We start from the raw sequence: 24,422 nt of genomic DNA, 5'->3' as shown, positions 1-24,422 counted from the left end.
TTCACGTTTTAACTGGCTCCAAACAGTAAACGGCGCAGTAAGTGTTGACTTACTGCGCCGTTTTTTATGTTTATTTATCCTGACTAAATTCAATCACATCACGATAAAACGCCTTTTCGAAGGTCACTATAGGCGCTTCTACAGGCTTATCTTGGTCTTGTTTGTTTGGGAAGTAATCACGTACAAACTGTACAAACAGAGAGTTAGGTATACCTGACTTATCAAGACCATAACCTGCCATATTGTAGCTCCCATACACCGAACCACTCTTGGCGATAATGTTCTCTTTGATAGGGGCTTTGCGCATGCTCTGGCGGTAACGCAGTGTGCCATCGACCCCAGAGGTTGGCATCGCTTTGATAAGTTGAAGCTCTGTATCGTTCTGCCATATGTAACGCAATACCTCAGCCATACTTTGCGATGTCATTCGATTGTTGCGAGAGAGCCCTGAGCCGTCTGCAAGGTGCGCTTGGGATAAGTCGATACCTGCTTTAGTGAGTAAAATCTGTTTTATCGCCTCAGTACCGTTATTAAAGCTGCCCGGTTGTACGTAAAACTTAGAACCAAGAGTCTTAGTCAGGTTATCAGCGATCAAGTTATCTGATTTCTTAAGCATGGTATCGAGCAGAGCGGGGAGCTTCTGTGATAGATGGCTTGCGATTGCTTTATGCTGATCAGATGAAGGCTTAGACCCAATGATAACTTTGCCTTTGACGGCTATTCCTGACTCTTTGAGCAGCGATTGCGTTACCTTTTGGGTATAAAGCTCCGGGTTTTGAATCGCAAACTTAAGCGGCAATGGCTTCTTACGTTCAATCAAACACCCCGATAGCTGATAATGATTGTCTGGTGTGGTTAGAAGTTCTAACTCGCACTGTGTTGCTTTCTGGCCAGATTTAGTCACGGTATCAGCAATGGTTGAGACAATCACAGGGTAGTGAACAGGGATGTAGACACGCGTTTTGCCGTTGTCCTGAGTGTAGATAGACGCTTGCGCACAATTGCTGTCTAGTGTGATAGCTGTGGACGGTGCACTGTAGCAGACGCCAAGAATGTCCCACGGCCAACCGACGGCACGCTGATAACCAGTGAAAGCGGAGTTGTCTAAATAGAGATTTCCTTGAATCGTTTTGCTTTGCTTTTTCGCGTATTGATTTAATAGCTTTTTTAGGTCGTCACGTTGCAGGGTGGGGTCACCACTGAACTGGATGATGGCATCCTTCCCAGACTGAGCGATGCTGGTGGTGTAGTGAAAGTTATCACCGAGTTCTAGTTTAGCTGCCAGTGCTGTTACTAGCTTGAGTGTGCTTGCTGGTGGATAGTAGCCTTGAGTATTGGTATTAAGCTGAACTTTATTCTCGCTTAAAGATTGTAAGATTAGGCTGCCAGAGCTGCCGTCAGGGAGTTTGTCGAGTGGAGCATAAGCTGATGCTGTGTAAGTGAAGCTGATAGCCAGCAAAGAAGACAATAGACGCATAAGAGTGCTGAGTCGTGGGTGATAATTTCAGTATACAGATATAAAAAACGCCCGCTAGTCAGCGGGCGCTTTGATTCGAAATTAACTAATTAATCAATTAGATAATCAGAATTAGAAGTCGTAACGTAGACCTAGAGCTAGCTCGTCTTCAGCGTCTGCTGAAGTTGCAACACCGTTAGCTGCGTATACAGTAGTACCGATTGTGTCGCCTTTGCTAATTAGGTTGAAGTTGTACGATACGTAGCCACGGAAGTTAGGCTTGAAGTAGTACGTTGCGTCAATAGCGATGTTGTCAGCAGAAGTCTTGCCGTCAGTTTCAGCGTTGTTGTACGTAGTTGAGAATACTGTTTGACCTAGAGTGTAAGCACCAGCTAGTTCGTAACCTGTGTAGTCAACCGCTTTGTTTGTAACAGCGCCAGTTGTTTGCTTCTCACCGTCAGTGAATACACCCGCGAAGTATAGGTCGCCCATAGCGTAAGAGCCAGCAAGCATGTATTCGTTGCTCTTATCTTGGTCTGCGTAACCTGCACCTACTTTAATGCCAGTCTCGCCGATTGCGTAGATACCAGATAGAGAGTAACCATCTTTACCGTTGTCAACGAATTCGCCGTTAGTATTTTCTGAACGATCAGCGAAGCGGTAGCTTGCTTTTACGTTTAGAGCTTGGAATTCGCCTTTGTAAGACAGCATGTTATCAGAACGGTCAGCAACAGCTAGTTTGTCTGCTGCAGAGTTACCGTGGTAAGCCATGATATCTGTGAAGTCTGTGATTACACCTAGTGCACCTTCGTTCTTACCGTAAGTCACTTCACCGAATGTACCGCCTAGACCTGCGTACGTGTAACGGTTTGTTAGGTCGCTGCTATCGCTGTTATCAGTTGCGCCGCCATCTTCGTTAGTTGTGAACTCACCTTCGTAGAAGCCAACACCGTATAGGCCGTCTTGGATTTCTACTTTACCTAGGAAGTTAAGACGAACACGTGTTTTGTCTTCAACTTTGCCATCTTTCATAGATAGACGAGCTTCAGCACGGCCGCCCATTTCTAGAGAAGTACCATCTTGGTTGTATAGCTCAGAAGCGTTAGCACCAGTTGCAAGAGCTGCAGCCGATACAGCAAGCGCGATCATAGTCTTGTTCATGTTATTAATTCCTAATTACTGTCCATAAAGGTTGTTATCAAGGATTTGAATCCTTTTTTGTATTGCTCGTATAAATCAAGCTTCATAATCAGGCTTAGAACATAAGCGAGAAACTTGCCAGAGCAATCCATGGGGTACTTTTTACCCTTAAAGTTCCGCCGCAAGATAGTAAAATGATATCAATAAAAATAATGAACAGTGTTTTTTTCTTGTTTTTATAACTCAAATTGTTGTTTTTATTTGGTTTTTGTTTTTAATCTCAACTGTGGATTTTTGCTTGTTTTTGTTTTTTTTAGGTTTTTATTTCGATAGTTATTGATTGTAAGGTTAATATTCATTTTTGTGATATGTGTAATTTAGACCTAGATAGCGGTTTTATAATACAACGCTGAATAAAGGTGATTTAGCCACTAAGTTTGTTTACACTAAGCTAAATCGTTTTGTTCTAACTACCTAACCCGCGCGGTTGGGTGGTTTTATTTTGGCTGAAGAAAACTTTCAGCATAGAGGTAGAAAATGGAAAAGGTTCCAATGACAGTTCGTGGCGCACAGCAGCTACGTGAAGAATTAGAGCGCTTACTAAAACAGCGTCCAATCATTTCAGCAGCGATCGGTGAAGCTCGTGAGCTAGGTGACTTAAAAGAGAACGCGGAATACCATGCTGCACGTGAAGAGCAAGGTATTTGTGAAGCGCAGATTCGTGATATCGAATATAAGCTATCTGTCGCTCAAATCATCGACGTTACACAGATGGAAAATACGGGTAAGATCATCTTCGGTACGACCGTAACGCTAATCGATGTCGATACCGATGAAGAAGTTCGCTACCAAATCGTTTCTGAAGATGAAGCGGACATCAAAACTGGCCGTATCTCTGTGAAATCACCAATCGCTCGTGGCCTTATCGGTAAAATGGAAGGTGATGAAGTCATTATTTCAACGCCGGGCGGCGAGAAAGACTTTGAAATTGATAAAGTAGAATACATCTAATTTATCAATCTCTAGATGGAAAAAAAGGTCGCAATTGCGACCTTTTTCTTTTCTCACCTAGTGATTCAACAACAAGATAATCTCTGATGTTTGAGATTGCCTCTCGTGTTTAAATTACTTACGTGGAATCTCGATTTTACGCTCTTCAGACTGGCGGAATAGCACAAGTACTTTACCGATAGTTTGTACTTTTTCTGCTTTAGTCTCACGTACAATGGCGTCGATAATCAGTTGCTTAGTCTCACGGTCTTCTGATGCAACTTTAATCTTGATCAGTTCGTGGTGGTCTAGAGCGATTTCGATTTCCGCTAGAACAGCTTCAGTAAGTCCATTTGCGCCCATTAGCACAACAGGTTTTAAACTGTGAGCTAGGCCCTTTAGATGCTGCTTTTGTTTGGTACTTAGGTTCATTACGCGGCCAATTTTCTTTACTATTAGGGTTGAAAAAACCTATTTTAACGCCATCTAAAGCTGAAGACTATAATTTATTCAGCAATTAGTACTTTCCTCCAGTTTAGGTACCCAATGAGCAAACAGAAACATTCGGCCAGTTCAGGCCGTTGGTTGAAGGAACACTTCGACGACAAGTACGCGAACGAAGCCCGTAAGAAAGGCTACCGTTCACGCGCTTACTTCAAAATGGAAGAGATTCAAACGAAAGACAAATTGCTGTCTCCAGGCATGACAGTTGTCGATTTAGGGGCTGCACCTGGCGGGTGGTCTCAATATGCTGCTAAGATTGTAGGTGACAGTGGTCAAATCATTGCATGTGACTTATTACCTATGGACCCAATCGCAGGTGTGAGCTTCTTGCAAGGGGACTTCAGAGAGGATGCAGTACTAGAAGCACTATTAGATAGGATCCAACCGGACATGGTGGACGTAGTAATGTCTGATATGGCTCCGAATATCGCAGGTAACAACTCTGTAGATCAACCAAGAGCTATGTATTTAGTTGAATTAGCGTTGGATATGTGTCGACAAGTTCTAGCTACCAATGGTAGTTTTGTTGTTAAAGTATTCCAAGGCGAAGGGTTCGACCAATACGTTAAGGACGTTCGTGAGATGTTCAAAACGGTAAAAGTGAGAAAACCCGATTCTTCGCGAGCTCGTTCCCGTGAAGTGTTTATTGTAGCCACTGGTTACAAAGGTTAACGATTCTCTTAAATAGTGTGCGTTAACAATATAGCTACAGGTTACAAACTGTAGTACCCTACCTTTAATTACAATTAGTTATCGCGAGGCTGACACCTTGAGTGACATGGCAAAAAATTTAATTCTGTGGCTTGTTATCGCTGTAGTGTTAATGTCGGTATTCCAGAGCTTTGGCCCTGGTGAAAGTAACGGCAGAGCAGTAGACTACACCACGTTTGTACAGGAAGTTGGCCAAGGCCAGATTCAAGAGGCGCAGTTCAATAACAGCGAAATCACTTTCACACGTCGTGGCGGTGGTGCTAAGTACGTTACGTACATGCCTGTTTATGATCAGAAGCTGCTTGATGACTTAATTAATCAAAATGTAAAAGTTCAAGGTACACCACCTGAAGAGCAGAGCCTGCTTGGCACTATCTTCATCTCTTGGTTCCCAATGATCTTACTGATTGGTGTGTGGATTTTCTTCATGCGTCAAATGCAAGGCGGTGGCGGCGGTAAAGGCGCGATGTCTTTCGGTAAGAGCAAAGCTCGTATGATGAGCGAAGAGCAGATCAAAACGTTATTTGCCGATGTTGCTGGTTGTGACGAAGCAAAAGAAGACGTGAAAGAGCTAGTTGATTACCTGCGTGATCCAAGCCGATTCCAGAAGCTGGGCGGTAAGATCCCTACAGGTATCCTACTTGTTGGTCCTCCGGGTACAGGTAAAACGCTACTTGCAAAAGCGATTGCAGGTGAGGCGAAAGTACCATTCTTCACTATTTCTGGTTCTGACTTCGTAGAAATGTTTGTTGGTGTTGGTGCATCTCGTGTGCGTGACATGTTCGAACAAGCGAAGAAAGCGGCACCTTGTATCATCTTTATCGATGAGATCGATGCAGTAGGTCGTCAACGTGGCGCTGGTGTTGGTGGTGGTCACGATGAGCGTGAACAAACATTGAACCAAATGCTTGTAGAGATGGATGGTTTCGAGGGTAACGAAGGTATTATCGTTATCGCTGCGACTAACCGTCCAGACGTACTGGACCCAGCACTACTTCGTCCAGGTCGTTTTGACCGCCAAGTTGTGGTTGGCTTACCAGACGTACGTGGCCGTGAACAGATTCTTAAAGTTCACATGCGCAAAGTGCCTCTAGCGGGTGATGTAGAGCCTTCGTTGATTGCTCGTGGTACACCAGGCTTCTCTGGTGCTGACCTAGCGAACCTAGTTAATGAAGCAGCACTGTTCGCTGCTCGTGGTAACAAACGCAACGTATCTATGGTTGAGTTTGAACTAGCAAAAGACAAAATCATGATGGGTGCAGAACGTCGCTCTATGGTGATGTCGGAAGAGACGAAAGAGTCAACTGCATACCATGAAGCGGGTCACGCGATTGTTGGTCGCTTAGTACCTGAGCATGATCCAGTGTACAAAGTCTCTATCATTCCACGTGGTCGCGCACTTGGTGTGACGATGTACCTACCAGAGCAAGATCGCGTAAGTATGTCTCGTCAACACCTAGAATCGATGATCTCTAGTTTGTACGGCGGTCGTCTTGCTGAAGAACTTATCTACGGTAAAGACAAAGTGTCGACTGGTGCATCTAACGATATCGAACGTGCAACTGATATTGCGCGTAAGATGGTGACTCAGTGGGGCTTCTCTGAGAAGCTTGGTCCTCTTCTTTACGCTGAAGAAGAAGGTGAGGTTTTCTTAGGTCGCAGTGTAAGTCAGACTAAACACGTTTCTGACGATACCACTAAGCTTATCGACGAAGAGATTCGTATCTTGATTGACCGCAACTACGCACGCGCGCAGAAGATCCTTGAAGAGAACATGGATATCATGCACGCAATGAAAGATGCTCTGATGAAATACGAAACGATCGATGCTGGTCAAATTGATGACCTGATGGCCCGCAAAGACACAATTCGTGAGCCTGCTGGTTGGGGCGACCAAGTAAAAGCGGAACCTGCAAAGGAAGAGCCACAAGCGGAAGCAAAACCAGAAGCTAAAGAAGAAGTGAAAGCTGAAGAAGCAAAAACAGATTCTGAAGATAACACGAATAAAGATTCTTAATATCTAAATCGTTAATAAAAACCCTGAGTGTTCGCTCAGGGTTTTTCTGTTTTTAGGCTAATGACCAGTAAAGAATGGAATTCATGAACTTAACAGCAAACAACAAAACCCTTACTCTCAACCATCCACATGTGATGGGTATCCTAAATGTAACACCAGACTCTTTCTCGGATGGTGGTAAATACAACTCCATAGATAACGCATTGGCTCAAGCTCAAAAGATGATAGATGCTGGTGTATCTATTATTGATATCGGTGGTGAGTCGACTCGACCGGGCGCGCCAGATGTGTCCCTTGAGGAAGAGCTCGAACGAGTGATACCGGTTATTAAAGCCATTCGCGCACGTCACGATGTGTGGATTTCTATCGATACCAGTAAAGCCGAGGTCATGCGACAAGCCGTTGCTGCAGGCGCTGATCTGATCAACGATGTTCGTGCATTGCAAGAACCAGGCGCACTTGAAGTGGCAGCCGAAACAGGTGTGCCGATCTGTCTAATGCATATGCAGGGGCAGCCACGTACAATGCAAACCAGTCCAACTTATGATGACTTGTTGCAAGATGTCTCTGATTTTCTTCAAGAGCGTATCGCAGCGTGTGAAGCTGTGGGAATATCAAAAGATAAGCTGATTCTGGACCCTGGCTTTGGGTTTGGTAAGACGCTCGAGCATAACTATCAGCTGTTAGCGCACCTTGATAAGTTCCACGCATTTGGTTTGCCAATACTTGCTGGGATGTCTCGCAAGTCAATGATCTTTAAGTTGTTGGATAAGAAACCTGCCGATTGTATGGTTGGTAGTGTAACTTGTGCTACGATTGCCGCCATAAAAGGCGCTCAGATCATTCGAGTTCACGATGTAGAAGATACATTGGAAGCAATGCAAATTATTAAAATGATGAATAACAATCATTAAAAAAGATAGAAATATAATTAAGGAAAACAACATGTCTAACGAAAGACGTTACTTTGGTACAGATGGTGTACGCGGTAAGGTTGGTCAGTACCCAATCACACCTGATTTTGTTCTAAAGCTTGGCTGGGCTGCTGGTCGTGTACTTGCAAAACAAGGCACAAAGAAAGTCATCATAGGTAAAGATACACGTATCTCTGGTTACATGCTGGAATCAGCACTAGAAGCTGGTCTGGCTGCGGCTGGTCTGAAAGCGACCTTTACGGGGCCAATGCCAACACCGGCAGTAGCATACTTGACGCAAACTTTCCGTGCTGAAGCGGGCATCGTCATTTCGGCTTCACACAACCCTTACTATGACAATGGTATTAAGTTCTTCTCTTCTGAAGGTACAAAGCTGCCTGACGATATCGAACTGGCGATTGAAGCTGAGTTAGACAAAGAGATCGAGTGTGTAGAATCAGCAGAACTTGGTAAAGCAACTCGTCTGAATGATGCTGCGGGTCGTTATATTGAGTTTTGTAAGAGCACTTTCCCATCAGAGTTGAGCCTTGCGGGTAAGAAAATCGTTGTCGACTGTGCACACGGTGCGACTTACCACATTGCGCCTGCTGTATTCAGTGAGTTGGGTGCTGACGTAATCGCGATGGGTGTTGAGCCAAACGGCACTAACATCAACCACGAAGTTGGTGCAACAGATGTACGAGCTCTGCAAGCTCGCGTTGTTGAAGAGAAAGCAGATCTTGGCCTAGCGTTTGATGGTGATGGTGACCGTATCATCATGGTTGATGAGCTAGGCAACAAAGTCGATGGTGACCAAATCGCTTACATTATTGCACGTGATGCACTGCGTCGTGGCGAGCTAAAAGGCGGTGTTGTTGGTACGCTAATGACAAACCTTGGCATGGAAAATGGCCTAAAACAACTAGGTATTCCGTTTGTTCGTGCGGCTGTGGGTGACCGTTATGTCATGGAGCAGCTTCTTGCTAAAGACTGGAAGATCGGTGCTGAAAACTCTGGTCACGTCATCCTACTAGATAAAGTCACAACGGGTGATGCTATTGTTGCGGCGCTGCAAGTTCTGGCATCAGTTGTTGGTAGCGAAATGTCATTGAATGAATTGTCTCAAGGTATGACGCTTTACCCACAAGTACTTGAGAACGTACGCTTTAGTGGTGATTCAAATCCACTTGAAGCTGAAGCTGTGAAACAGTCTGTTGCTGAAGTTGAAGCTGAACTTGGTGAAAAAGGTCGAGTATTGCTGCGTAAGTCGGGTACTGAGCCTCTATTACGTGTAATGGTGGAAGGTGAAGACGCTGAACTCGTGCAAAACTCAGCACTTAAGATTGCTGAAGCTGTGAAAGCAAGCTGCTAAGTTGCCTCTAGCTAATTAACTAAAGTGGCTTACCTAGCTAGCGAAAATTGTAAAAAGGGCGGCGCTTTACCTATCTTTCGACTGGGTTTTATAGCGTTTTGCCCTTTTTTTGAGCGTTCGTTAGTCAAAGGCTTATTTTTTGGTAAATTCCACTTGTCAGCGTACGTCGCATTCGCTAGTATTGCTCGGCCTTCAGTAAGGAGGTCGCTAGCCTTGTTCTGTATAACATGACTTTATGTTAATACTTAACGGCGCTGGCTCAACAATTTGGAACATAGGTGGAAAAATGTTTACAGTTCTACTTGTGATTTACCTGTTGGCAGCGCTTGGTGTAATTGGCCTAGTGTTAATTCAACAAGGTAAAGGCGCAGATATGGGAGCCTCTTTCGGTGCTGGCGCTTCAAACACTGTGTTTGGTGCTAGTGGCTCAGGAAATTTCCTAACCCGAATGACTGCAATTTTTGCAACTACATTTTTTATCCTTAGCTTAGTGCTTGGTAATATGTCTACACATAAAACTGAGTCACAATGGGTAGATCCTACACAAGGTCAAGTTATCCAACAAGCTGAAGATGCAGTGAGTGAAGTTCCGGCGCAAGGCGACGAAATTCCACAATAATCTGAAAGAATTGATGCCGAGATGGTGAAATTGGTAGACACGCCAGCATGAGGTGCTGGTGCCTATGGTGTGAGGGTTCGAGTCCCTCTCTCGGCACCATTATTTACAAACTTGTAAAACATCTTGTTGGGCGTATAATGCTCGCAAGTCGGACGCGGGATGGAGCAGCTTGGTAGCTCGTCGGGCTCATAACCCGAAGGTCGTCGGTTCAAATCCGGCTCCCGCAACCAATTTTTAGTGCTATATTTAGTCTTGATTGGTAGCAAGTTTGCACAGTGTGAACCTCACTGTGAACTAAGTGCAGTAACTCATTTTATGAAGGCGCTTAGTATATAAGGGTCCAGCAACAAAAACCCCGGCTTATACGGGGTTTTTTGTTATCTAAGCATTTGTAAATGCTAATAGATATGTTTGCTTGGAATTTAAATTGGGCTTTGAGCCCTTTTTTTGTTTCTGGAGTGGTTAAATGACTGGTTTAGAAAGACAACTTACTGAAATGCTTGAAGCTCCAGTAGCAGCATCAGGTTATGAGTTAGTTGGATTAGAATTTATTCGTGCGGGTGAGCACTCAACGCTACGTATTTACATCGATTCACCAAACGGTATCAATGTGGATGACTGTGCAGAAGTAAGTCACCAAGTAAGTGCCGTAATGGACGTTGAAGATCCAATTTCAGTGGCTTATAACCTTGAAGTGTCTTCACCAGGTTTAGAAAGACCACTGTTCAAAGCAGAGCATTACCAACAATTTATTGGTCACGAGGTAAGCATCGTTTTGAAAATGGCTGTCGGCAACCGTCGTAAATGGAAAGGTGATATCCAATCTATTGAAGGCGAAACCGTAACAGTATTGGTTGAAGGGCAACAAGAAGAATTCGCCCTCAGCAATATTTCAAAAGCGAACCTGATCCCTAAATTTTAGTTCTCCCTGAGAGAAGAGCTTAAGAGGCTAGATTAATGAACAAAGAAATTTTGGCGGTAGTAGAAGCTGTTTCTAACGAGAAAGCAGTTCCTCGTGAGCGTATTTTTGAAGCGCTTGAAATCGCGCTTGCTACAGCAACGAAAAAGAAAAGCGAATTCGAAATCGAAGTTCGCGTAGAGATCGACCGTAAGACTGGTGATTTCGAAACTTTCCGTCGTTGGGAAGCGGTTGAAGAAGTTGAGAATCCAACAAAAGAGATCTCATTAGAAGCAGCACAGTTCGAAGACGAAACAATCGAACTTGGTGGTTTCATCGAAGACGAGATTGAGTCTGTAACATTCGACCGTATTACGACTCAAACGGCTAAGCAAGTTATCGTACAGAAAGTTCGTGAAGCTGAGCGCGCACAAATCGTTGAGCAGTTCATCGACAACGAAGGCGAGCTAGTAACAGGCGTCGTTAAGAAAGTTAACCGCGATACTATTATCCTAGACCTAGGTAACAACGCTGAAGCAGTTATCTTACGTGATGACCAACTTCCTCGTGAAAACTTCCGTCCAGGCGACCGTGTACGTGGTCTTCTTTACAAAGTTGCACCTGAAGCGCGTGGTTTCCAACTGTTCATCACTCGTTCTAAGCCAGAAATGCTTGCTGAGCTATTCCGCGTAGAAGTACCAGAGATCGGTGAAGAGCTGATTGAACTAAAAGGTGCTGCACGTGACGCTGGTTCTCGTGCTAAAATCGCTGTGAAAACAAACGACAAGCGCATTGACCCAGTAGGTGCGTGTGTTGGTATGCGTGGTGCACGTGTACAAGCGGTATCAAGCGAACTTGGCGGTGAGCGTATCGATATCGTGCTTTGGGACGATAACCCAGCACAATTTGTTATCAACGCAATGGCTCCAGCAGACGTTGCTTCTATCATCGTTGATGAAGATGCACACTCTATGGACATCGCTGTTGAAGCTGACAACCTAGCGCAAGCTATCGGCCGTAGCGGTCAAAACGTTCGTCTAGCGTCTCAACTGACTGGTTGGGAACTGAACGTGATGACAGTTGAAGACCTTCAGAAGAAACACCAAGAAGAAGCCGTTGCTTCTATTGAAAACTTCATGAAGCACCTAGACATCGAAGAAGACTTCGCTCAAATGCTTGTTGAAGAAGGTTTCTCTACGCTAGAAGAAGTTGCTTACGTACCAGTAAACGAGCTTCTAGAAATTGATGGTCTAGACGAAGACATCGTAGAAGAGCTACGTAGCCGTGCTAAAGATGCTCTAACAACGCTAGCACTAGCGAAAGAAGAGACATTTGACGGTGTTGAGCCAGCAGAAGACCTTCTAGCACTTGAAGGCCTAGAGCGTGAAATGGCGTACAAACTGGCAGCGAAAGGTGTAGCAACACTAGAAGACCTAGCTGACCAAGGCGTTGATGAACTAGAAGGCATTGAAGACCTAACTGCAGAGCGTGCGGGCGAGCTAATTATGGCTGCACGTAACATCTGTTGGTTCGGCGACGAAGAATAATTCAGCAAGGAGAGAAAGCGGTATGACACAATTAACAGTTAAAGCACTGAGTGAAGAGATTGGTACGCCAGTTGACCGCTTAATTGAACAACTTGCTGATGCAGGCATGAAGAAAACAGGGTCGGATCAAGTTACTGATTCAGAAAAACAAGCATTACTGACGCATCTTAAGAAAGAGCATGGTGATACATCTGGTGAAGCAGAACCGACTCGTTTAACTCTTCAACGCAAGACCCGCAGCACGCTAAGTGTTGCCGCTGGAGGCGGTAAGAGTAAGGATGTTCAAGTAGAAGTACGCAAGAAGCGTACTTACGTGAAGCGCAGCGCTATTGAAGATGAAGCGAAACGTGAAGCTGAGGAAGCAGCGAAGCGTGAAGCTGAAGAGAAAGCACGTCGTGAAGCTGAAGAGCAAGCGAAACGTGAAGCTGCAGAGAAAGCACAGCGCGAAGCTGAAGAGAAGGCAAAACGTGAAGCGGACGCAAAACGTGAAGCTGAAGAAAAAGCAAAACGCGCACAAGCTGATAAGGCTAAAAAAGACATGAATGCAAAAAATGCAGACGCTAACGCACAAGCGAAAAAAGAAGCGGATGAGCTAAAAGCTCGTCAAGAGCAAGAAGCACAGCGTAAAGCTGAAGCTGAAGCGGCGAAGCTAGTTGAAGAAGCACGTAAACTAGCAGAAGAGAACGAAGCGCGCTGGTCTGAAGAAGAGCAGAAGAAGCAAGAGCAAGAGAAGTCTGCGGACTACCATGTGACAACTTCTACGTACGCTCGTGAAGCGGAAGATGCAGCTGACCAGAAAGAAGAGAAGGCGCCTCGTCGTCGTAAGAAGAAGCCAGCTGACAAGCAAGCTACTAACAACCGTGGTGGTCGTAACCAACGTGGTCGTGGCGGTAAAGGTAAACTGGCTAAACCAACTTCAATGCAACAGGGCTTCGATAAGACAGCATCTGTAGCGAAAGCTGATGTTGTTATCGGTGAAACTATCGTTGTTTCTGAACTGGCTAGCAAAATGGCGGTTAAAGCAACTGAAGTTATCAAAGTAATGATGAAGATGGGCGCTATGGCGACTATCAACCAAGTGATCGACCAAGAGACAGCACAACTTGTTGCTGAAGAGATGGGTCACAAGGTAATCCTACGTAAAGAGAACGAGCTAGAAGAAGCGGTACTAAACGACCGTGACAACAACGCTGAAGCGGTTCCACGTGCTCCTGTTGTAACTATCATGGGTCACGTTGACCACGGTAAAACGTCTACACTTGACTACATCCGTAAAGCTCACGTTGCTTCAGGCGAAGCGGGCGGTATCACGCAGCACATCGGTGCATACCACGTTGAAACTGACAACGGCATGATCACTTTCCTTGATACTCCTGGACACGCGGCATTTACAGCAATGCGTGCTCGTGGTGCTCAAGCGACAGATATCGTTGTTCTAGTAGTAGCAGCAGACGATGGCGTAATGCCACAAACGATCGAAGCGATCCAGCACGCGAAAGCTGCTGAAGTACCGCTAATCGTTGCTGTAAACAAGATCGATAAAGAAGATGCTAACCCAGACAACGTTAAGAACGAGCTGGCACAGTACGACGTTATCCCTGAAGAGTGGGGCGGTGAGAACATGTTCGTTCACATCTCTGCGAAACAAGGTACTAACATCGAAGGTCTTCTAGAGACTATCCTTCTACAATCTGAAGTTCTAGAACTAACAGCAGTAGAAGAAGGCATGGCATCTGGTGTGGTTGTAGAATCTCGCCTAGATAAAGGCCGTGGTCCAGTTGCTACTGTACTTGTACAGTCTGGTACTCTAAACAAGGGCGACATCGTTCTTTGTGGTCAAGAGTACGGCCGTGTTCGTGCAATGCGCGATGAGAACGGTCAAGAAGTAACATCTGCAGGCCCATCTATCCCAGTAGAGATCCTAGGTCTTTCTGGTGTACCAGCATCTGGTGATGAAGCAACAGTTGTACGTGATGAGCGTAAAGCACGTGAAGTAGCGAACTACCGTCAAGGTAAATTCCGTGACGTGAAACTAGCACGTCAACAGAAAGCGAAACTAGAGAACATGTTCTCTAACATGGCAGCTGGTGAAGTTGCTGAGCTTAACGTTGTTCTTAAGGCTGACGTACAAGGTTCTGTAGAAGCTATTGCAGACTCTCTACTGAAACTGTCTACTGACGAAGTTAAAGTGAACATCGTAGGTTCTGGTGTTGGTGGTATTACAGAAACTGATGCAGTACTTGCAGCAGCATCTAACGCTATCATCCTAGGCTTCAACGTTCGTGCAGACGCGACAGCTCGTCGTACTGTTGAGAACGAAAACCTAGATCTACGTTACTACTCAATCATCTACCAACTGATCGACGAAGTGAAACAGGCGATGGGCGGTATGCTTGCTCCTGAGTTCAAACAAGAGATCATCGGTCTTGCTCAAGTACGTGACGTGTTCAAGTCGCCTAAGCTTGGTGCAATCGCAGGTTGTATGGTTACTGAAGGTACGATCAAGCGTAACAACCCAATCCGCGTACTACGCGACAACGTTGTTATCTACGAAGGTGAACTAGAGTCACTACGTCGCTTTAAAGATGACGTACAAGAAGTTAAGAATGGCTACGAGTGTGGTATCGGCGTTAAGAACTACAATGATGTTCGCGTTGGTGACCAAATCGAAGTATTCGAAATCGTTGAAGTTAAGCGTACTCTAGACTAATCAGTCCGCTGACTCGACATATTGACTAAGGTTACTAACATTACTGGTATAGGTAAGTGGTAATCGGTTGTTGAATACACCATGGGGGGCTGGTTATTACCAAGCCCCCCATCTTTCTAAGTGAGAAAAGAAAATGTCAAAAGAATTTAGCCGCACGCAGCGCGTGTCTCAGCAACTACAAAAAGAGCTAGCCATCATGCTGCAACGTGAAGTTCGTGATTCACGTATCGGTATGGTTACTATCTCTGATGTAGAGGTTTCTCGTGACCTTGCTTACGCAAAAGTATTCGTTACTTTCCTATGTGTGGGCGAGCAAACACCAGAGTCGAGCCTAGCTGCACTGAAAGAGCACGAGCCTCAACTACGTATGATGCTAGGTAAGCGTATCCGCCTACGCCTAACACCAGAAATTCGTTTCACTTACGACAACACTTTGGTTGAAGGTATGCGTATGTCTAACCTAGTGTCTGAAGTGGTAAGCGAAGACAAGCGTAAGCAACAGGCTGCTGGCCGTGATGAATCAACATCGGAAGGTGAAGAGTAATGGCTCGCCGTCGTAAAGGTCGCCCGATTAACGGGGTTATTTTATTAGATAAGCCGACAGGCATCTCATCGAATGACGCACTGCAGAAAGTAAAGCGTATTTACTTTGCAGAGAAAGCAGGGCACACCGGTGCTTTGGATCCTCTTGCGACAGGCATGCTACCAATCTGTTTAGGTGAAGCAACCAAGTTTTCTCAGTTTCTATTAGATTCTGATAAACGTTATGTTGTGATCGCTAAGCTAGGTGAGCGTACCAACACTTCCGATTCTGATGGCGAAGTTGTTGAAACTCGCGAAGTGAATGTCACTCGCGAGCAGCTTGAGCGCTGCATTGAGAGCTTCAAGGGTGAAACCGACCAAGTTCCATCCATGTTCTCGGCGTTAAAGTACCAAGGTAAGCCTTTGTATGAATACGCGCGTGCAGGCATCGAAGTACCACGTGAATCTCGTAAGATCACGGTTTACTCTATCGACTTGCTTCGCTTTGAAGGTGATGAAGTGGAGATGGAAGTGCACTGTTCAAAAGGCACTTACATCCGTACCATCACTGACGATCTGGGCGAAATGCTAGGCTGTGGCGCGCACGTAACCATGCTGCGTCGTACCGGTGTTGCAAAGTACCCATACGAGCGTATGGTAACGCTAGAGCAGTTGAACGAGATCCTAGAGCAAGCTCAACAGCAAGATATTGCACCTAAAGAGTTGCTTGATCCCCTGTTGATGCCAATGGACACCGCAGTAGAAGATCTACCAGAAGTGAACCTGAATGCGGAGCTGACAGATTTAGTTCAGCACGGTATGCCAGTACAAGTTGCTGGTGCACCAGCAGAAGGCACAGTGCGTATGACAAGTGGTGAAGAGAAACTGTTTGTCGGTGTGGCTCAGATCGATAATGATGGTCGTGTAGCCCCAAAACGCTTGGTGGTTTTCCGTGAAGAAGAGCCGCAAGCGTAAACAAGATTAAGTGCAATCTTCGTTTATATGCTGCGAAAAGCAGAAGTCCCATTTAGGTCTTCTGCTTTTTTGTTTTTCGTTCAGTGAGATCGCGATAGATTGTTATTGCACCACTAGGCAAACTTCCCTATAATCCACGGCTCGCGTAGCGGCTGAATCAGAGATTGGCTGCTACAAATATCAAACTACTCTTATCAGGAGAGAATTATGTCTCTGAATGCAGAAACTAAAGCAGCAATCGTTGCAGAATACGCGCGCTCTGAAGGCGACACAGGTTCACCAGAAGTACAAGTAGCTCTACTTACTGCTTCTATCAACCACCTACAAGGTCACTTCAAAGCTCACAAAGGCGATCACCACAGCCGTCGTGGTCTTCTACGTATGGTTTCTAGCCGTCGTAAGCTTCTAGACTACCTAAAAGGTAAAGATCTTGGTCGTTACCAAGAGCTTATCAAGCGTCTAGGTCTACGTCGCTAATCAAATCTCGAATTTGATGAAAGAGCCTCAGCAACTGCTGGGGCTTTTTTTATATTTGAAATATCGTCACAACGCAGAGAAAAGCACCTGCTATGTGTGCTGTAAACTCGTTTTTTGGCTCTGAAAATGTCTCTTGTCAGAAAAATAGTTTATACTCTTGCACGCCAGTAATTCTATGAAACTCTGGCACTTCACTTTACTCAACAATGACAGTCACAGATGTCGGCCAATAGGTCGCGACTATTAAAAACAGATGAGTGTAAAACGTGGTTGTTTTTCGTCTTTTTTTACTAGTCGCGATTAGTCATTGCGGAGTACCCATTCACTTATTCTAAAGAGCAATCTTTAGATGAAGGAAATACAATGTTTGAAAAACCAGTTGTAAAAACGTTTCAGTACGGTAACCACACCGTAACTCTAGAAACCGGTGTTATTGCACGTCAAGCTACGGCTGCAGTAATGGTAACTATGGACGATACAGCAGTATTCGTTTCTGTAGTAGGTAAAAAAGAAGCGGTAGAAGGTCAAGACTTCTTCCCACTAACAGTAAACTACCAAGAGCGTACATACGCTGCTGGTAAAATCCCTGGTGGCTTCTTCAAGCGTGAAGGTCGTCCTTCTGAAGGCGAAACACTAACGGCTCGTCTAATCGACCGTCCAATTCGTCCTCTATTCCCAGATGCATTCAAAAATGAAGTACAAGTTATTGCAACTGTAGTATCTGTGAACCCGAACGTTCAACCAGACATCCCAACAATGATTGGTACGTCAGCAGCACTTGCTATCTCTGGTATTCCGTTCAACGGTCCTATCGGTGCAGCACGTGTTGGTCACATCGACGGTCAACTTGTTCTTAACCCAAGCAACACTGAACTAGAAACGTCTAAGCTAGACCTAGTTGTAGCGGGTACTGAAGGCGCTGTTCTTATGGTTGAGTCAGAAGCTGACAACCTAACTGAAGAAGAGATGCTATCTGCGGTTGTTTACGGTCACGACCAACAGCAAGTTGTTATCAATGCTATCAACGAGTTCAAAGCTGAAGTTGCGACTCCTGCTTGGGATTGGGTTGCTCCAGAAGAGAACACAGCGCTTGTAAACAAGATCGCTGAACTAGCAGAAGCTAAGCTTGTTGAAGCTTACCAAATCACTGAGAAGATGGCTCGTTACGACCGCATCCATGAGATCGCAGCAGAAGTTAACGAAGTACTAGTTTCAGAAAACGAAGAAGTGAATCTAAAAGAAGTTCACACTATCTTCCACGATCTAGAGAAGACAGTGGTACGTCGCAGCATCATTGCGGGTAACCCACGTATCGATGGTCGTGAAAAAGACATGGTTCGTGCACTAGACGTACGTACTGGTGTTCTTCCACGTACTCACGGTTCATCACTGTTCACTCGTGGTGAAACTCAGGCTCTAGTAACTGCGACTCTGGGTACGCAGCGAGATGCTCAAATCATCGACGAGCTAACTGGTGAGCGTAAAGATCACTTCCTACTACACTACAACTTCCCTCCATACTGTGTAGGTGAGACTGGTTTTGTAGGGTCTCCTAAGCGTCGTGAAATCGGCCACGGTAAACTGGCTAAGCGTGGTATTGCTGCAGTAATGCCATCTGTAGACGAGTTCCCATACACAGTACGTGTAGTATCAGAAATCACAGAATCTAACGGTTCTTCTTCAATGGCTTCTGTATGTGGTACGTCTCTAGCACTTATGGATGCTGGTGTTCCAATCAAGTCTTCTGTTGCGGGTATCGCAATGGGTCTTGTTAAAGAAGGCGACGATTTCGTTGTTCTTTCTGACATCCTTGGTGATGAAGACCACCTAGGCGACATGGACTTTAAAGTAGCGGGTACTAACACTGGTATCACTGCACTTCAAATGGACATCAAGATCGAAGGTATCACTAAAGAGATCATGCAAATTGCTCTTAACCAAGCGCAAGGTGCACGTAAGCACATCCTTTCTGTAATGGATGAAGCTATCTCTGGTGCTCGTGAAGATATCTCTGAGTTTGCTCCGCGTATTCACACAATGAAGATCAGCGCTGAGAAGATCAAAGACGTTATCGGTAAAGGTGGTGCAGTTATCCGTGCTCTAACTGAAGAGACAGGTACAACTATCGAAATCGATGACGACGGTACAATTAAGATTGCTGCAACTGAAGGTACAGCTGCGAAAGAAGCAATCCGCCGTATTGAAGAGATCACAGCAGAAGTTGAAGTTGGCCGCATCTACCAAGGTAAGGTTGCGCGTCTTGCAGACTTCGGTGCATTCGTTACTATCCTTCCAGGTAAAGATGGTCTAGTACACATCTCTCAAATCGCTGACAAGCGTGTTGAGAAAGTGTCTGACTACCTAACTGAAGGTCAAGAAGTTCCTGTTAAGGTTCTTGAAATCGACCGTCAAGGCCGTGTACGTCTAAGCATGAAAGAAGCAGTTGAAACGCCAGCTGAAGGCGAAGCACCTGCTGCTGAGTAATTCTCAGTAAAATGATGGAACTATCGCTTTTTAGTGATTTCTAACCCATCATTAACAAAGCATGTTATAAAGGGAGCATATCGCTCCCTTTTTTATTGCGGTCATAACAGGAGTAAGTATTTGTGAAATGGTTTCAAACCGCGAGTCTGTCTCTGCTGCTTGTTTTAACAGGTTGTGCATCGACAATGGACAGTTCAGCTCAGCGCTGGGTCTACCCACCTATGGCAGTGCCACTGCAGCCGAGTGTGCAGCAAGAAGTTCAGATAGCTCGTTTATCTCAACTGTTACAAAGACCTGACCTTGGTGATGACGTTCGAGCTAAGATGCTATTTGAACGCGGCAACTATTACGACAGCGTCGGCTTGCGTGATCTCGCTCGACTCGATTTTAATCAGTCTTTATCTTTGAATCCGGCACAACCTGACATCTTTAATCTATTGGGTGTTTACTTTACCCAAGTGGGTGAGTTTGATGCGGCTTATGAATCTTTCGACTCAACATTAGAGCTTGATCCAAGCAACTCATACGCAGAGCGTAACCGTGCCATTGCTCTCTACTATGGCGAGCGCTACGAGTTGTCAAACGAAGAGATGCTTAAGCATTATAATGATGACCCAAGTGATCCATTTCGAGCACTATGGCTTTACATTGTTCAAACTGAACTGGCGCCAGAACAAGCACTAAAAGATCTGCAGTCACGCTACCAAGATCGTGATGAGCAGTGGGGCTGGGTACTGGTTGCGATTATGCTCGATGAGATTTCAGAAGAGCAGGCATTCAAAGCGATCTTGAGTGGCACTCGTGACAACACACTGTTGGCGCAGCGCTTAACCGAGACCTACTTCTACTTAGGTAAGCGTTATCATTTACGTGGTGACTACGCGAATGCGATCTCTCTTTATAAGTTAGCGGTTTCATTTAATGTCTATGAGTATGTAGAGCACCGTTACTCTTTCCTTGAGCTTGGTCGAATCTTTATGGACCTTAAGGAAGAGCGTCTTGCTCAGGCTAAGCTAGAACAGGCAAAAGCTGAAGAGAACTAGTCCTTTCAATAGATCTCAATAAAGCCGCTCTGATGAGCGGTTTTTTTATGCGGCACACTTTTTCTGATTGCAATTTAATCAACTTGGATTAAAATAGTTAGCATTGCTAATTAAATGTGGATTATTCGAAAAACTGTGTTGAATGAGAACCTAGAAAAGATCGAGCGATTTGCATCGAAAATATGGCGAACGCAATCGAAAGAGGATCCAATTGGTCAGCTTAGCTTTAATGAGTATGACTACCTCAAGGTCATTGAGGCGGCGAAAGAGCCGATTCGATTGACTGATCTTGCAGAAGAGATGCAAGTGACCAAACCCTCTGCGACCACTATGGTGCAGCGCTTAGAGCGAAAAGGGTTAGTCGAGCGACTGCCGAGCCCTGAAGATGCACGTTCGAAGCTAGTTGTACTCACAGCAAAAGCTGAAACGGGCTTAGAGGAAGAGAGTAAGATCTATCAGGTTATGGCGAACACATTAGAGAGCCAGTTAAGCGAGCAAGAAATAGAGCAGCTGAACTTATTGTTGAATAAGGCCCTCAAGTAAAAATTTGACCATTTAGTTAGCTTAGTTAACTAAATGGTCAGTAGGATGAGCATAGGTTTCAGGGACAACAGAAACGTCATCACTCACTGGTTATAGTGAGATAACAGTAGAAAGTAAGAGTAGAAGATGAGTCAGTCAATCAGTCGTCAATTTTGGCGCTACACAATCCCAACCGTGGCTGCGATGTTGGTCAATGGTTTATACCAAGTGGTTGATGGTATTTTCATTGGTCGTTTTGTGGGCGCCGATGGCCTTGCCGGTATCAACGTGGCTTGGCCGGTGATAGGTTCAATCCTCGGTCTAGGCATGCTTGTTGGTGTGGGTACCGGGGCTTTAGTATCGATTCGCCAAGGGGAAAAAGATACCCAAGGAGCGAAACAGATCCTCGCCACTGGTCTTACTCTATTATTGGCGTTGACGCCGTTAGTCGCGGGTGTTCTTTTCTTCTTTGCCGACGACTTTTTGCGTTGGCAGGGTGCGGAAGGGCGCGTCTTTGAGCTGGGTTTGCAATATCTACAGATCTTGATTGTGGGCAGTGTCTTTACCTTGGGCTCGATAGCAATGCCGTTTTTGCTGCGCAATGACGATAGCCCCAACTTAGCGACTATTTTGATGGTAGTTGGTGCCGTGATTAACATCGTACTCGACTATCTGTTTATCGCATGGTTGAACTGGGAACTGACAGGTGCCGCTTTAGCAACGGCAATCGCACAGCTAGTGGTAACAGGACTAGGTTTAGCTTACTTCTTCTCACGCAGAGCGAACCTGCGTCTGCGTTGGAGTGAACTGAGACTCAAGCTTGATGTGATTCCAAAGATCTTCGCTATCGGTACGTCGAGCTTCTTTATGTACGCTTATGGCTCAATGATGGTGGCGCTACATAACGCGTTGTTTGCACAATATGGTAATCAACTGATGATTGGTGCGTATGCGATTCTTGGCTACATCGTGACGGTTTACTACCTCACAGCAGAGGGGATCGCCAATGGCATGCAACCACTCGTAAGCTACAACCACGGTGCTAAGCGTCACGACAATATTCGCCAACTGCTTAAGATTGCGATGGTAAGCTCAGTCTCTGTGGGTATGGTCTTTATCGTTCTGTTGAACATCTTCCCGAGAGAGTTTGTATCGGTGTTTAACTCACAAGATCCGCAGCTAGTCGAATACACAGTTTTGGGGATTAGACTGCATATGTTCGCCTTGGCACTGGATGGCTTCTTAGTCGTCGCAGGTGCTTACTATCAAGCCGTAAACAAAGGCAGCAAAGCGATGTTTGTAACGGTCGGCAATATGTTGATTCAACTGCCGTTCTTGTACATTATGCCGAAGCTGTTTGGTGTGCCGGGGATCTGGATTGCTTACCCACTGTCGAACATCGCGTTGAGTGTGGTAGTGATTCTGATGTTGGTGAAAGATGTAAAGAAGCTCAATGCGCAGCCGCTGCAGACAGCAACTGCGTAGTTCATTCAGAATGATCGATAAAGAAAAGGTCTAGTGAGTGCTAGACCTTTTTCGTTTTGAAAATCGCTTCGTTTTGAAAATAGCGCTTAAATGTTTTTGACTTCTAAACCCGCTAACTGATGCCAGTAACCGTTACATTGGCGGTCAGCAATCTGAATTGGGTTCTCACCCTTTTCATTGGCTCTAAAGTTATTGAGCTCAGAGAAGGTATCAATGCCCAATGGGCTTAAACGAACCACATCAACCAAGTCATGCATATTTGGCAAATCATTGATCAGGTTGTAGCAGTAACCTGACTGGGTTTGAATACCGTTTAGGTTGAAGACGGATTGTCCTTCTTGGCTCTCTACTTGAAGACCGGTTGGGTACTTAATGCAGCAGGTCTCGCAATCGTCCTTCGCTTTGTTTTCTGCGCGAGCTGTAAAGCAGCGTGCAGAGTAGGCCAAAGGCAGGTAGCCGTGGCTGAAAACTTCCACTTCAAACTTGTTGCGAATGTTGAGCTCTTCACATTGAGTCATCACGTTTGATAACCACTCTCGAGATAACTCAACCGGCATACACCAACGAGTCATACCTTGCTTAAGAAATAGGTTCAGCGTGTGCGCGTTATAGGTGTTGACCGCTGGGCCAACCACAAATGGAACCTTACTTTCACTTGCCAGCTGGATTGCCGATACATCATTGGCTTCAATCGCAAAGTCGCCATTGTCGACGTACTTCTTCATGATGTTCACTTCACTTGGTGCTTCCAACAGCGCCATCGTCGATAGTACGACTTGCTTGCCTGACGATGACAGCTCTTTGGCGATATCCAACCAGTGCTTTGCTTTCATCTCACGGCGTTTCGAACAGACCGCTTCACCAAGGTAGATGATGTCAGCCGAGCTTGTCTTAGCTTGTTCGTAGAAGCTCTCTACGTCTTGTTTTGGCCAAAAATAGAGCAGTGGGCCTAATGCGTATTTCATTGTGTTCTCCATCAATCCTATTGCCATTTACGGTGGTAAGCACCAAGCGTGGTTTGTGTACCTTCAGATACGTTCGCTAGAGCAGCGTTCCAAGCGGCTTCAACTTGGTAAGCTTCTGGGTTTGCTTGGTAACGATCAATGGCAGCACGCCAAGTACGAGTCACTTGTTCTACGTAAGCAGGGCTACGTTGACGGCCTTCAATTTTGACTGACGCTACGTTGGCGGCAAATAGCTCTGGCAGCATCGATAAGGTGTTGAGGCTAGTTGGCTCTTCCAGTGCGTGATAACGTTTACGTTCGCCTTCAATTTCAGCTTCAAAGCGACCCTTACACAGAGTCGGGTAGCCAGCGTTTTCACCTTGCGCATACTTATCGATCAAGATTTCATTAAGGCGGGACTCAAGCCCGGTTTCGGTCTCTTGCCAGCGAACGTATTTTGCTGGAGAGCAAGCGCCTACGGTATTTGGGGATTCCCCTGTCATGTAAGACGAAAGGTAGCAGCGCCCCTCTGCCATGATGCACAGACTACCGAAGGCAAACACTTCGAGGTCAACATCTGAAGAGATATTGCGAGAGAGCTGTTTTACTTGGTGAATAGAGAGCACGCGTGGCAGTACCACTCGCTTGACGTTGAAGTTTTTGTGGTAGAAATCAATCGCTGCAGCGTTGGTCGCTGACGCTTGTACTGATAGATGTAACTCCATATGCGGGTATTTATTCGCTGCGTATTCAAGAACAGCAATATCTGCGACGATCAGCGCATCCACACCTAGCGCAGCGGCTTGGTCAACAGCATTGGTCCAGCGTTCAAAGCCATTAGGGTGAGCGAATGTGTTGAGTGCGATATGAATTTTTTTCTTGCGGTCGTGGACGTATTCAACGGCACGATCTAGCTTTTTGCCAGAGAAGTTCAAGCCAGCAAAGTGACGTGCGTTGGTATCGTCTTTGAATCCGATGTAGACAGCATCCGCACCACAGTCAATGGCTGTTTTCAAAGCAGGTAAGTTTCCTGCTGGGCATAAGAGTTCCATTTGCTCACTACCAGTAGATAAATTTGAAGCGAGCATTTTA

21 protein-coding genes and 2 tRNA genes are annotated in these 24,422 nt (G+C 45.5%); 18 read left to right on the top strand and 5 right to left on the bottom strand.

The window, feature by feature from the left end:
• Positions 1-70: 70 nt before the first annotated feature.
• Positions 71-1,477 carry a serine-type D-Ala-D-Ala carboxypeptidase gene (dacB, locus tag vsple_RS11255; RefSeq protein WP_261882049.1) on the bottom strand — a complete coding sequence of 469 codons (1,407 nt, stop codon included), beginning with the start codon at positions 1,475-1,477 and terminating at the stop codon, positions 71-73.
• 111 nt (positions 1,478-1,588) lie between these two features.
• Positions 1,589-2,617, bottom strand: coding sequence for a porin (locus tag vsple_RS11250; RefSeq protein WP_261882048.1), 1,029 nt, complete (start codon positions 2,615-2,617; stop codon positions 1,589-1,591).
• A gap of 516 nt (positions 2,618-3,133) precedes the next feature.
• On the opposite strand from vsple_RS11250, the gene greA reads away from it, so the two are divergent.
• Positions 3,134-3,607, top strand: a complete 474-nt coding sequence (gene greA, locus vsple_RS11245) for a transcription elongation factor GreA (protein WP_255229983.1) — start codon at positions 3,134-3,136, stop codon at positions 3,605-3,607.
• Between the two features lie 114 nt (positions 3,608-3,721).
• Here greA and yhbY read toward each other — a convergent pair whose 3' ends face one another.
• Positions 3,722-4,018 (bottom strand): ribosome assembly RNA-binding protein YhbY, encoded by a 297-nt coding sequence (gene yhbY, locus vsple_RS11240; protein ID WP_032551538.1) that lies wholly within the window; start codon positions 4,016-4,018, stop codon positions 3,722-3,724.
• Between the two features lie 114 nt (positions 4,019-4,132).
• On the opposite strand from yhbY, the gene rlmE reads away from it, so the two are divergent.
• The 17 genes from rlmE (at position 4,133) to vsple_RS11155 (ending at position 22,386) form a co-directional block, all read left to right on the top strand.
• Complete coding sequence (rlmE, locus tag vsple_RS11235) at positions 4,133-4,762, top strand: 23S rRNA (uridine(2552)-2'-O)-methyltransferase RlmE (protein ID WP_032551539.1); 630 nt, start codon at positions 4,133-4,135, stop codon at positions 4,760-4,762.
• 106 nt (positions 4,763-4,868) lie between these two features.
• Positions 4,869-6,818: an ATP-dependent zinc metalloprotease FtsH gene (gene ftsH, locus vsple_RS11230; protein WP_255229985.1), complete on the top strand. Its 1,950-nt coding sequence runs from the start codon at positions 4,869-4,871 to the stop codon at positions 6,816-6,818.
• A gap of 83 nt (positions 6,819-6,901) precedes the next feature.
• Positions 6,902-7,732, top strand: a complete 831-nt coding sequence (gene folP / locus vsple_RS11225; RefSeq protein WP_261882047.1) for a dihydropteroate synthase — start codon at positions 6,902-6,904, stop codon at positions 7,730-7,732.
• Positions 7,733-7,763: 31 nt separating this feature from the next.
• Positions 7,764-9,104 carry a phosphoglucosamine mutase gene (glmM, locus tag vsple_RS11220; RefSeq protein WP_261882046.1) on the top strand — a complete coding sequence of 447 codons (1,341 nt, stop codon included), beginning with the start codon at positions 7,764-7,766 and terminating at the stop codon, positions 9,102-9,104.
• A 286-nt stretch (positions 9,105-9,390) separates the two neighbouring features.
• On the top strand, positions 9,391-9,723 hold the full coding sequence (gene secG, locus vsple_RS11215; RefSeq protein WP_032551755.1) for a preprotein translocase subunit SecG: 333 nt from the start codon (positions 9,391-9,393) through the stop codon (positions 9,721-9,723).
• A 15-nt stretch (positions 9,724-9,738) separates the two neighbouring features.
• A tRNA-Leu gene (locus vsple_RS11210) sits at positions 9,739-9,822 on the top strand.
• 54 nt (positions 9,823-9,876) lie between these two features.
• Positions 9,877-9,953 (top strand) — tRNA-Met (locus vsple_RS11205).
• Positions 9,954-10,189: 236 nt separating this feature from the next.
• Positions 10,190-10,645, top strand: a complete 456-nt coding sequence (gene rimP / locus vsple_RS11200) for a ribosome maturation factor RimP (protein WP_032551544.1) — start codon at positions 10,190-10,192, stop codon at positions 10,643-10,645.
• 35 nt (positions 10,646-10,680) lie between these two features.
• Positions 10,681-12,168 (top strand): transcription termination factor NusA, encoded by a 1,488-nt coding sequence (gene nusA, locus vsple_RS11195; RefSeq protein WP_150869221.1) that lies wholly within the window; start codon positions 10,681-10,683, stop codon positions 12,166-12,168.
• Between the two features lie 22 nt (positions 12,169-12,190).
• Positions 12,191-14,878: a translation initiation factor IF-2 gene (gene infB, locus vsple_RS11190; RefSeq protein ID WP_261882045.1), complete on the top strand. Its 2,688-nt coding sequence runs from the start codon at positions 12,191-12,193 to the stop codon at positions 14,876-14,878.
• Positions 14,879-15,011: 133 nt separating this feature from the next.
• A complete protein-coding gene (gene rbfA / locus vsple_RS11185; protein ID WP_032551547.1) occupies positions 15,012-15,422 on the top strand; it encodes a 30S ribosome-binding factor RbfA in 411 nt (136 codons plus the stop codon).
• A complete protein-coding gene (gene truB / locus vsple_RS11180; RefSeq protein ID WP_150869219.1) occupies positions 15,422-16,375 on the top strand; it encodes a tRNA pseudouridine(55) synthase TruB in 954 nt (317 codons plus the stop codon). The genes rbfA and truB overlap by 1 nt, the downstream gene beginning before the upstream one ends.
• 207 nt (positions 16,376-16,582) lie before the next feature.
• On the top strand, positions 16,583-16,852 hold the full coding sequence (gene rpsO, locus vsple_RS11175; protein ID WP_032551549.1) for a 30S ribosomal protein S15: 270 nt from the start codon (positions 16,583-16,585) through the stop codon (positions 16,850-16,852).
• Positions 16,853-17,215: 363 nt separating this feature from the next.
• Positions 17,216-19,336, top strand: a complete 2,121-nt coding sequence (pnp, locus tag vsple_RS11170) for a polyribonucleotide nucleotidyltransferase (RefSeq protein ID WP_261882044.1) — start codon at positions 17,216-17,218, stop codon at positions 19,334-19,336.
• 122 nt (positions 19,337-19,458) lie between these two features.
• Complete coding sequence (gene nlpI, locus vsple_RS11165; RefSeq protein ID WP_261882043.1) at positions 19,459-20,379, top strand: lipoprotein NlpI; 921 nt, start codon at positions 19,459-19,461, stop codon at positions 20,377-20,379.
• Positions 20,380-20,514: 135 nt separating this feature from the next.
• The gene (locus vsple_RS11160; RefSeq protein WP_255231800.1) at positions 20,515-20,922 is read left to right on the top strand and encodes a MarR family winged helix-turn-helix transcriptional regulator; all 408 of its coding nucleotides are present in this window, start codon (positions 20,515-20,517) and stop codon (positions 20,920-20,922) included.
• Positions 20,923-21,048: 126 nt separating this feature from the next.
• Positions 21,049-22,386, top strand: coding sequence for an MATE family efflux transporter (locus tag vsple_RS11155; protein ID WP_261882042.1), 1,338 nt, complete (start codon positions 21,049-21,051; stop codon positions 22,384-22,386).
• Positions 22,387-22,472: 86 nt separating this feature from the next.
• Here vsple_RS11155 and vsple_RS11150 read toward each other — a convergent pair whose 3' ends face one another.
• Both vsple_RS11150 and ubiU read right to left on the bottom strand, forming a co-directional pair.
• Positions 22,473-23,351: a U32 family peptidase gene (locus vsple_RS11150; protein ID WP_261882041.1), complete on the bottom strand. Its 879-nt coding sequence runs from the start codon at positions 23,349-23,351 to the stop codon at positions 22,473-22,475.
• Between the two features lie 17 nt (positions 23,352-23,368).
• Positions 23,369-24,382, bottom strand: coding sequence for a ubiquinone anaerobic biosynthesis protein UbiU (gene ubiU / locus vsple_RS11145; RefSeq protein ID WP_152469240.1), 1,014 nt, complete (start codon positions 24,380-24,382; stop codon positions 23,369-23,371).
• Positions 24,383-24,422: the final 40 nt, after the last annotated feature.

It is taken from the genome of Vibrio pelagius, assembly GCF_024347575.1.
GTDB lineage: Bacteria > Pseudomonadota > Gammaproteobacteria > Enterobacterales > Vibrionaceae > Vibrio > Vibrio pelagius.
The sequence above is the reverse complement of the archived record's forward strand: the minus strand, read 5'-3'. Positions and strand labels throughout refer to the sequence as shown.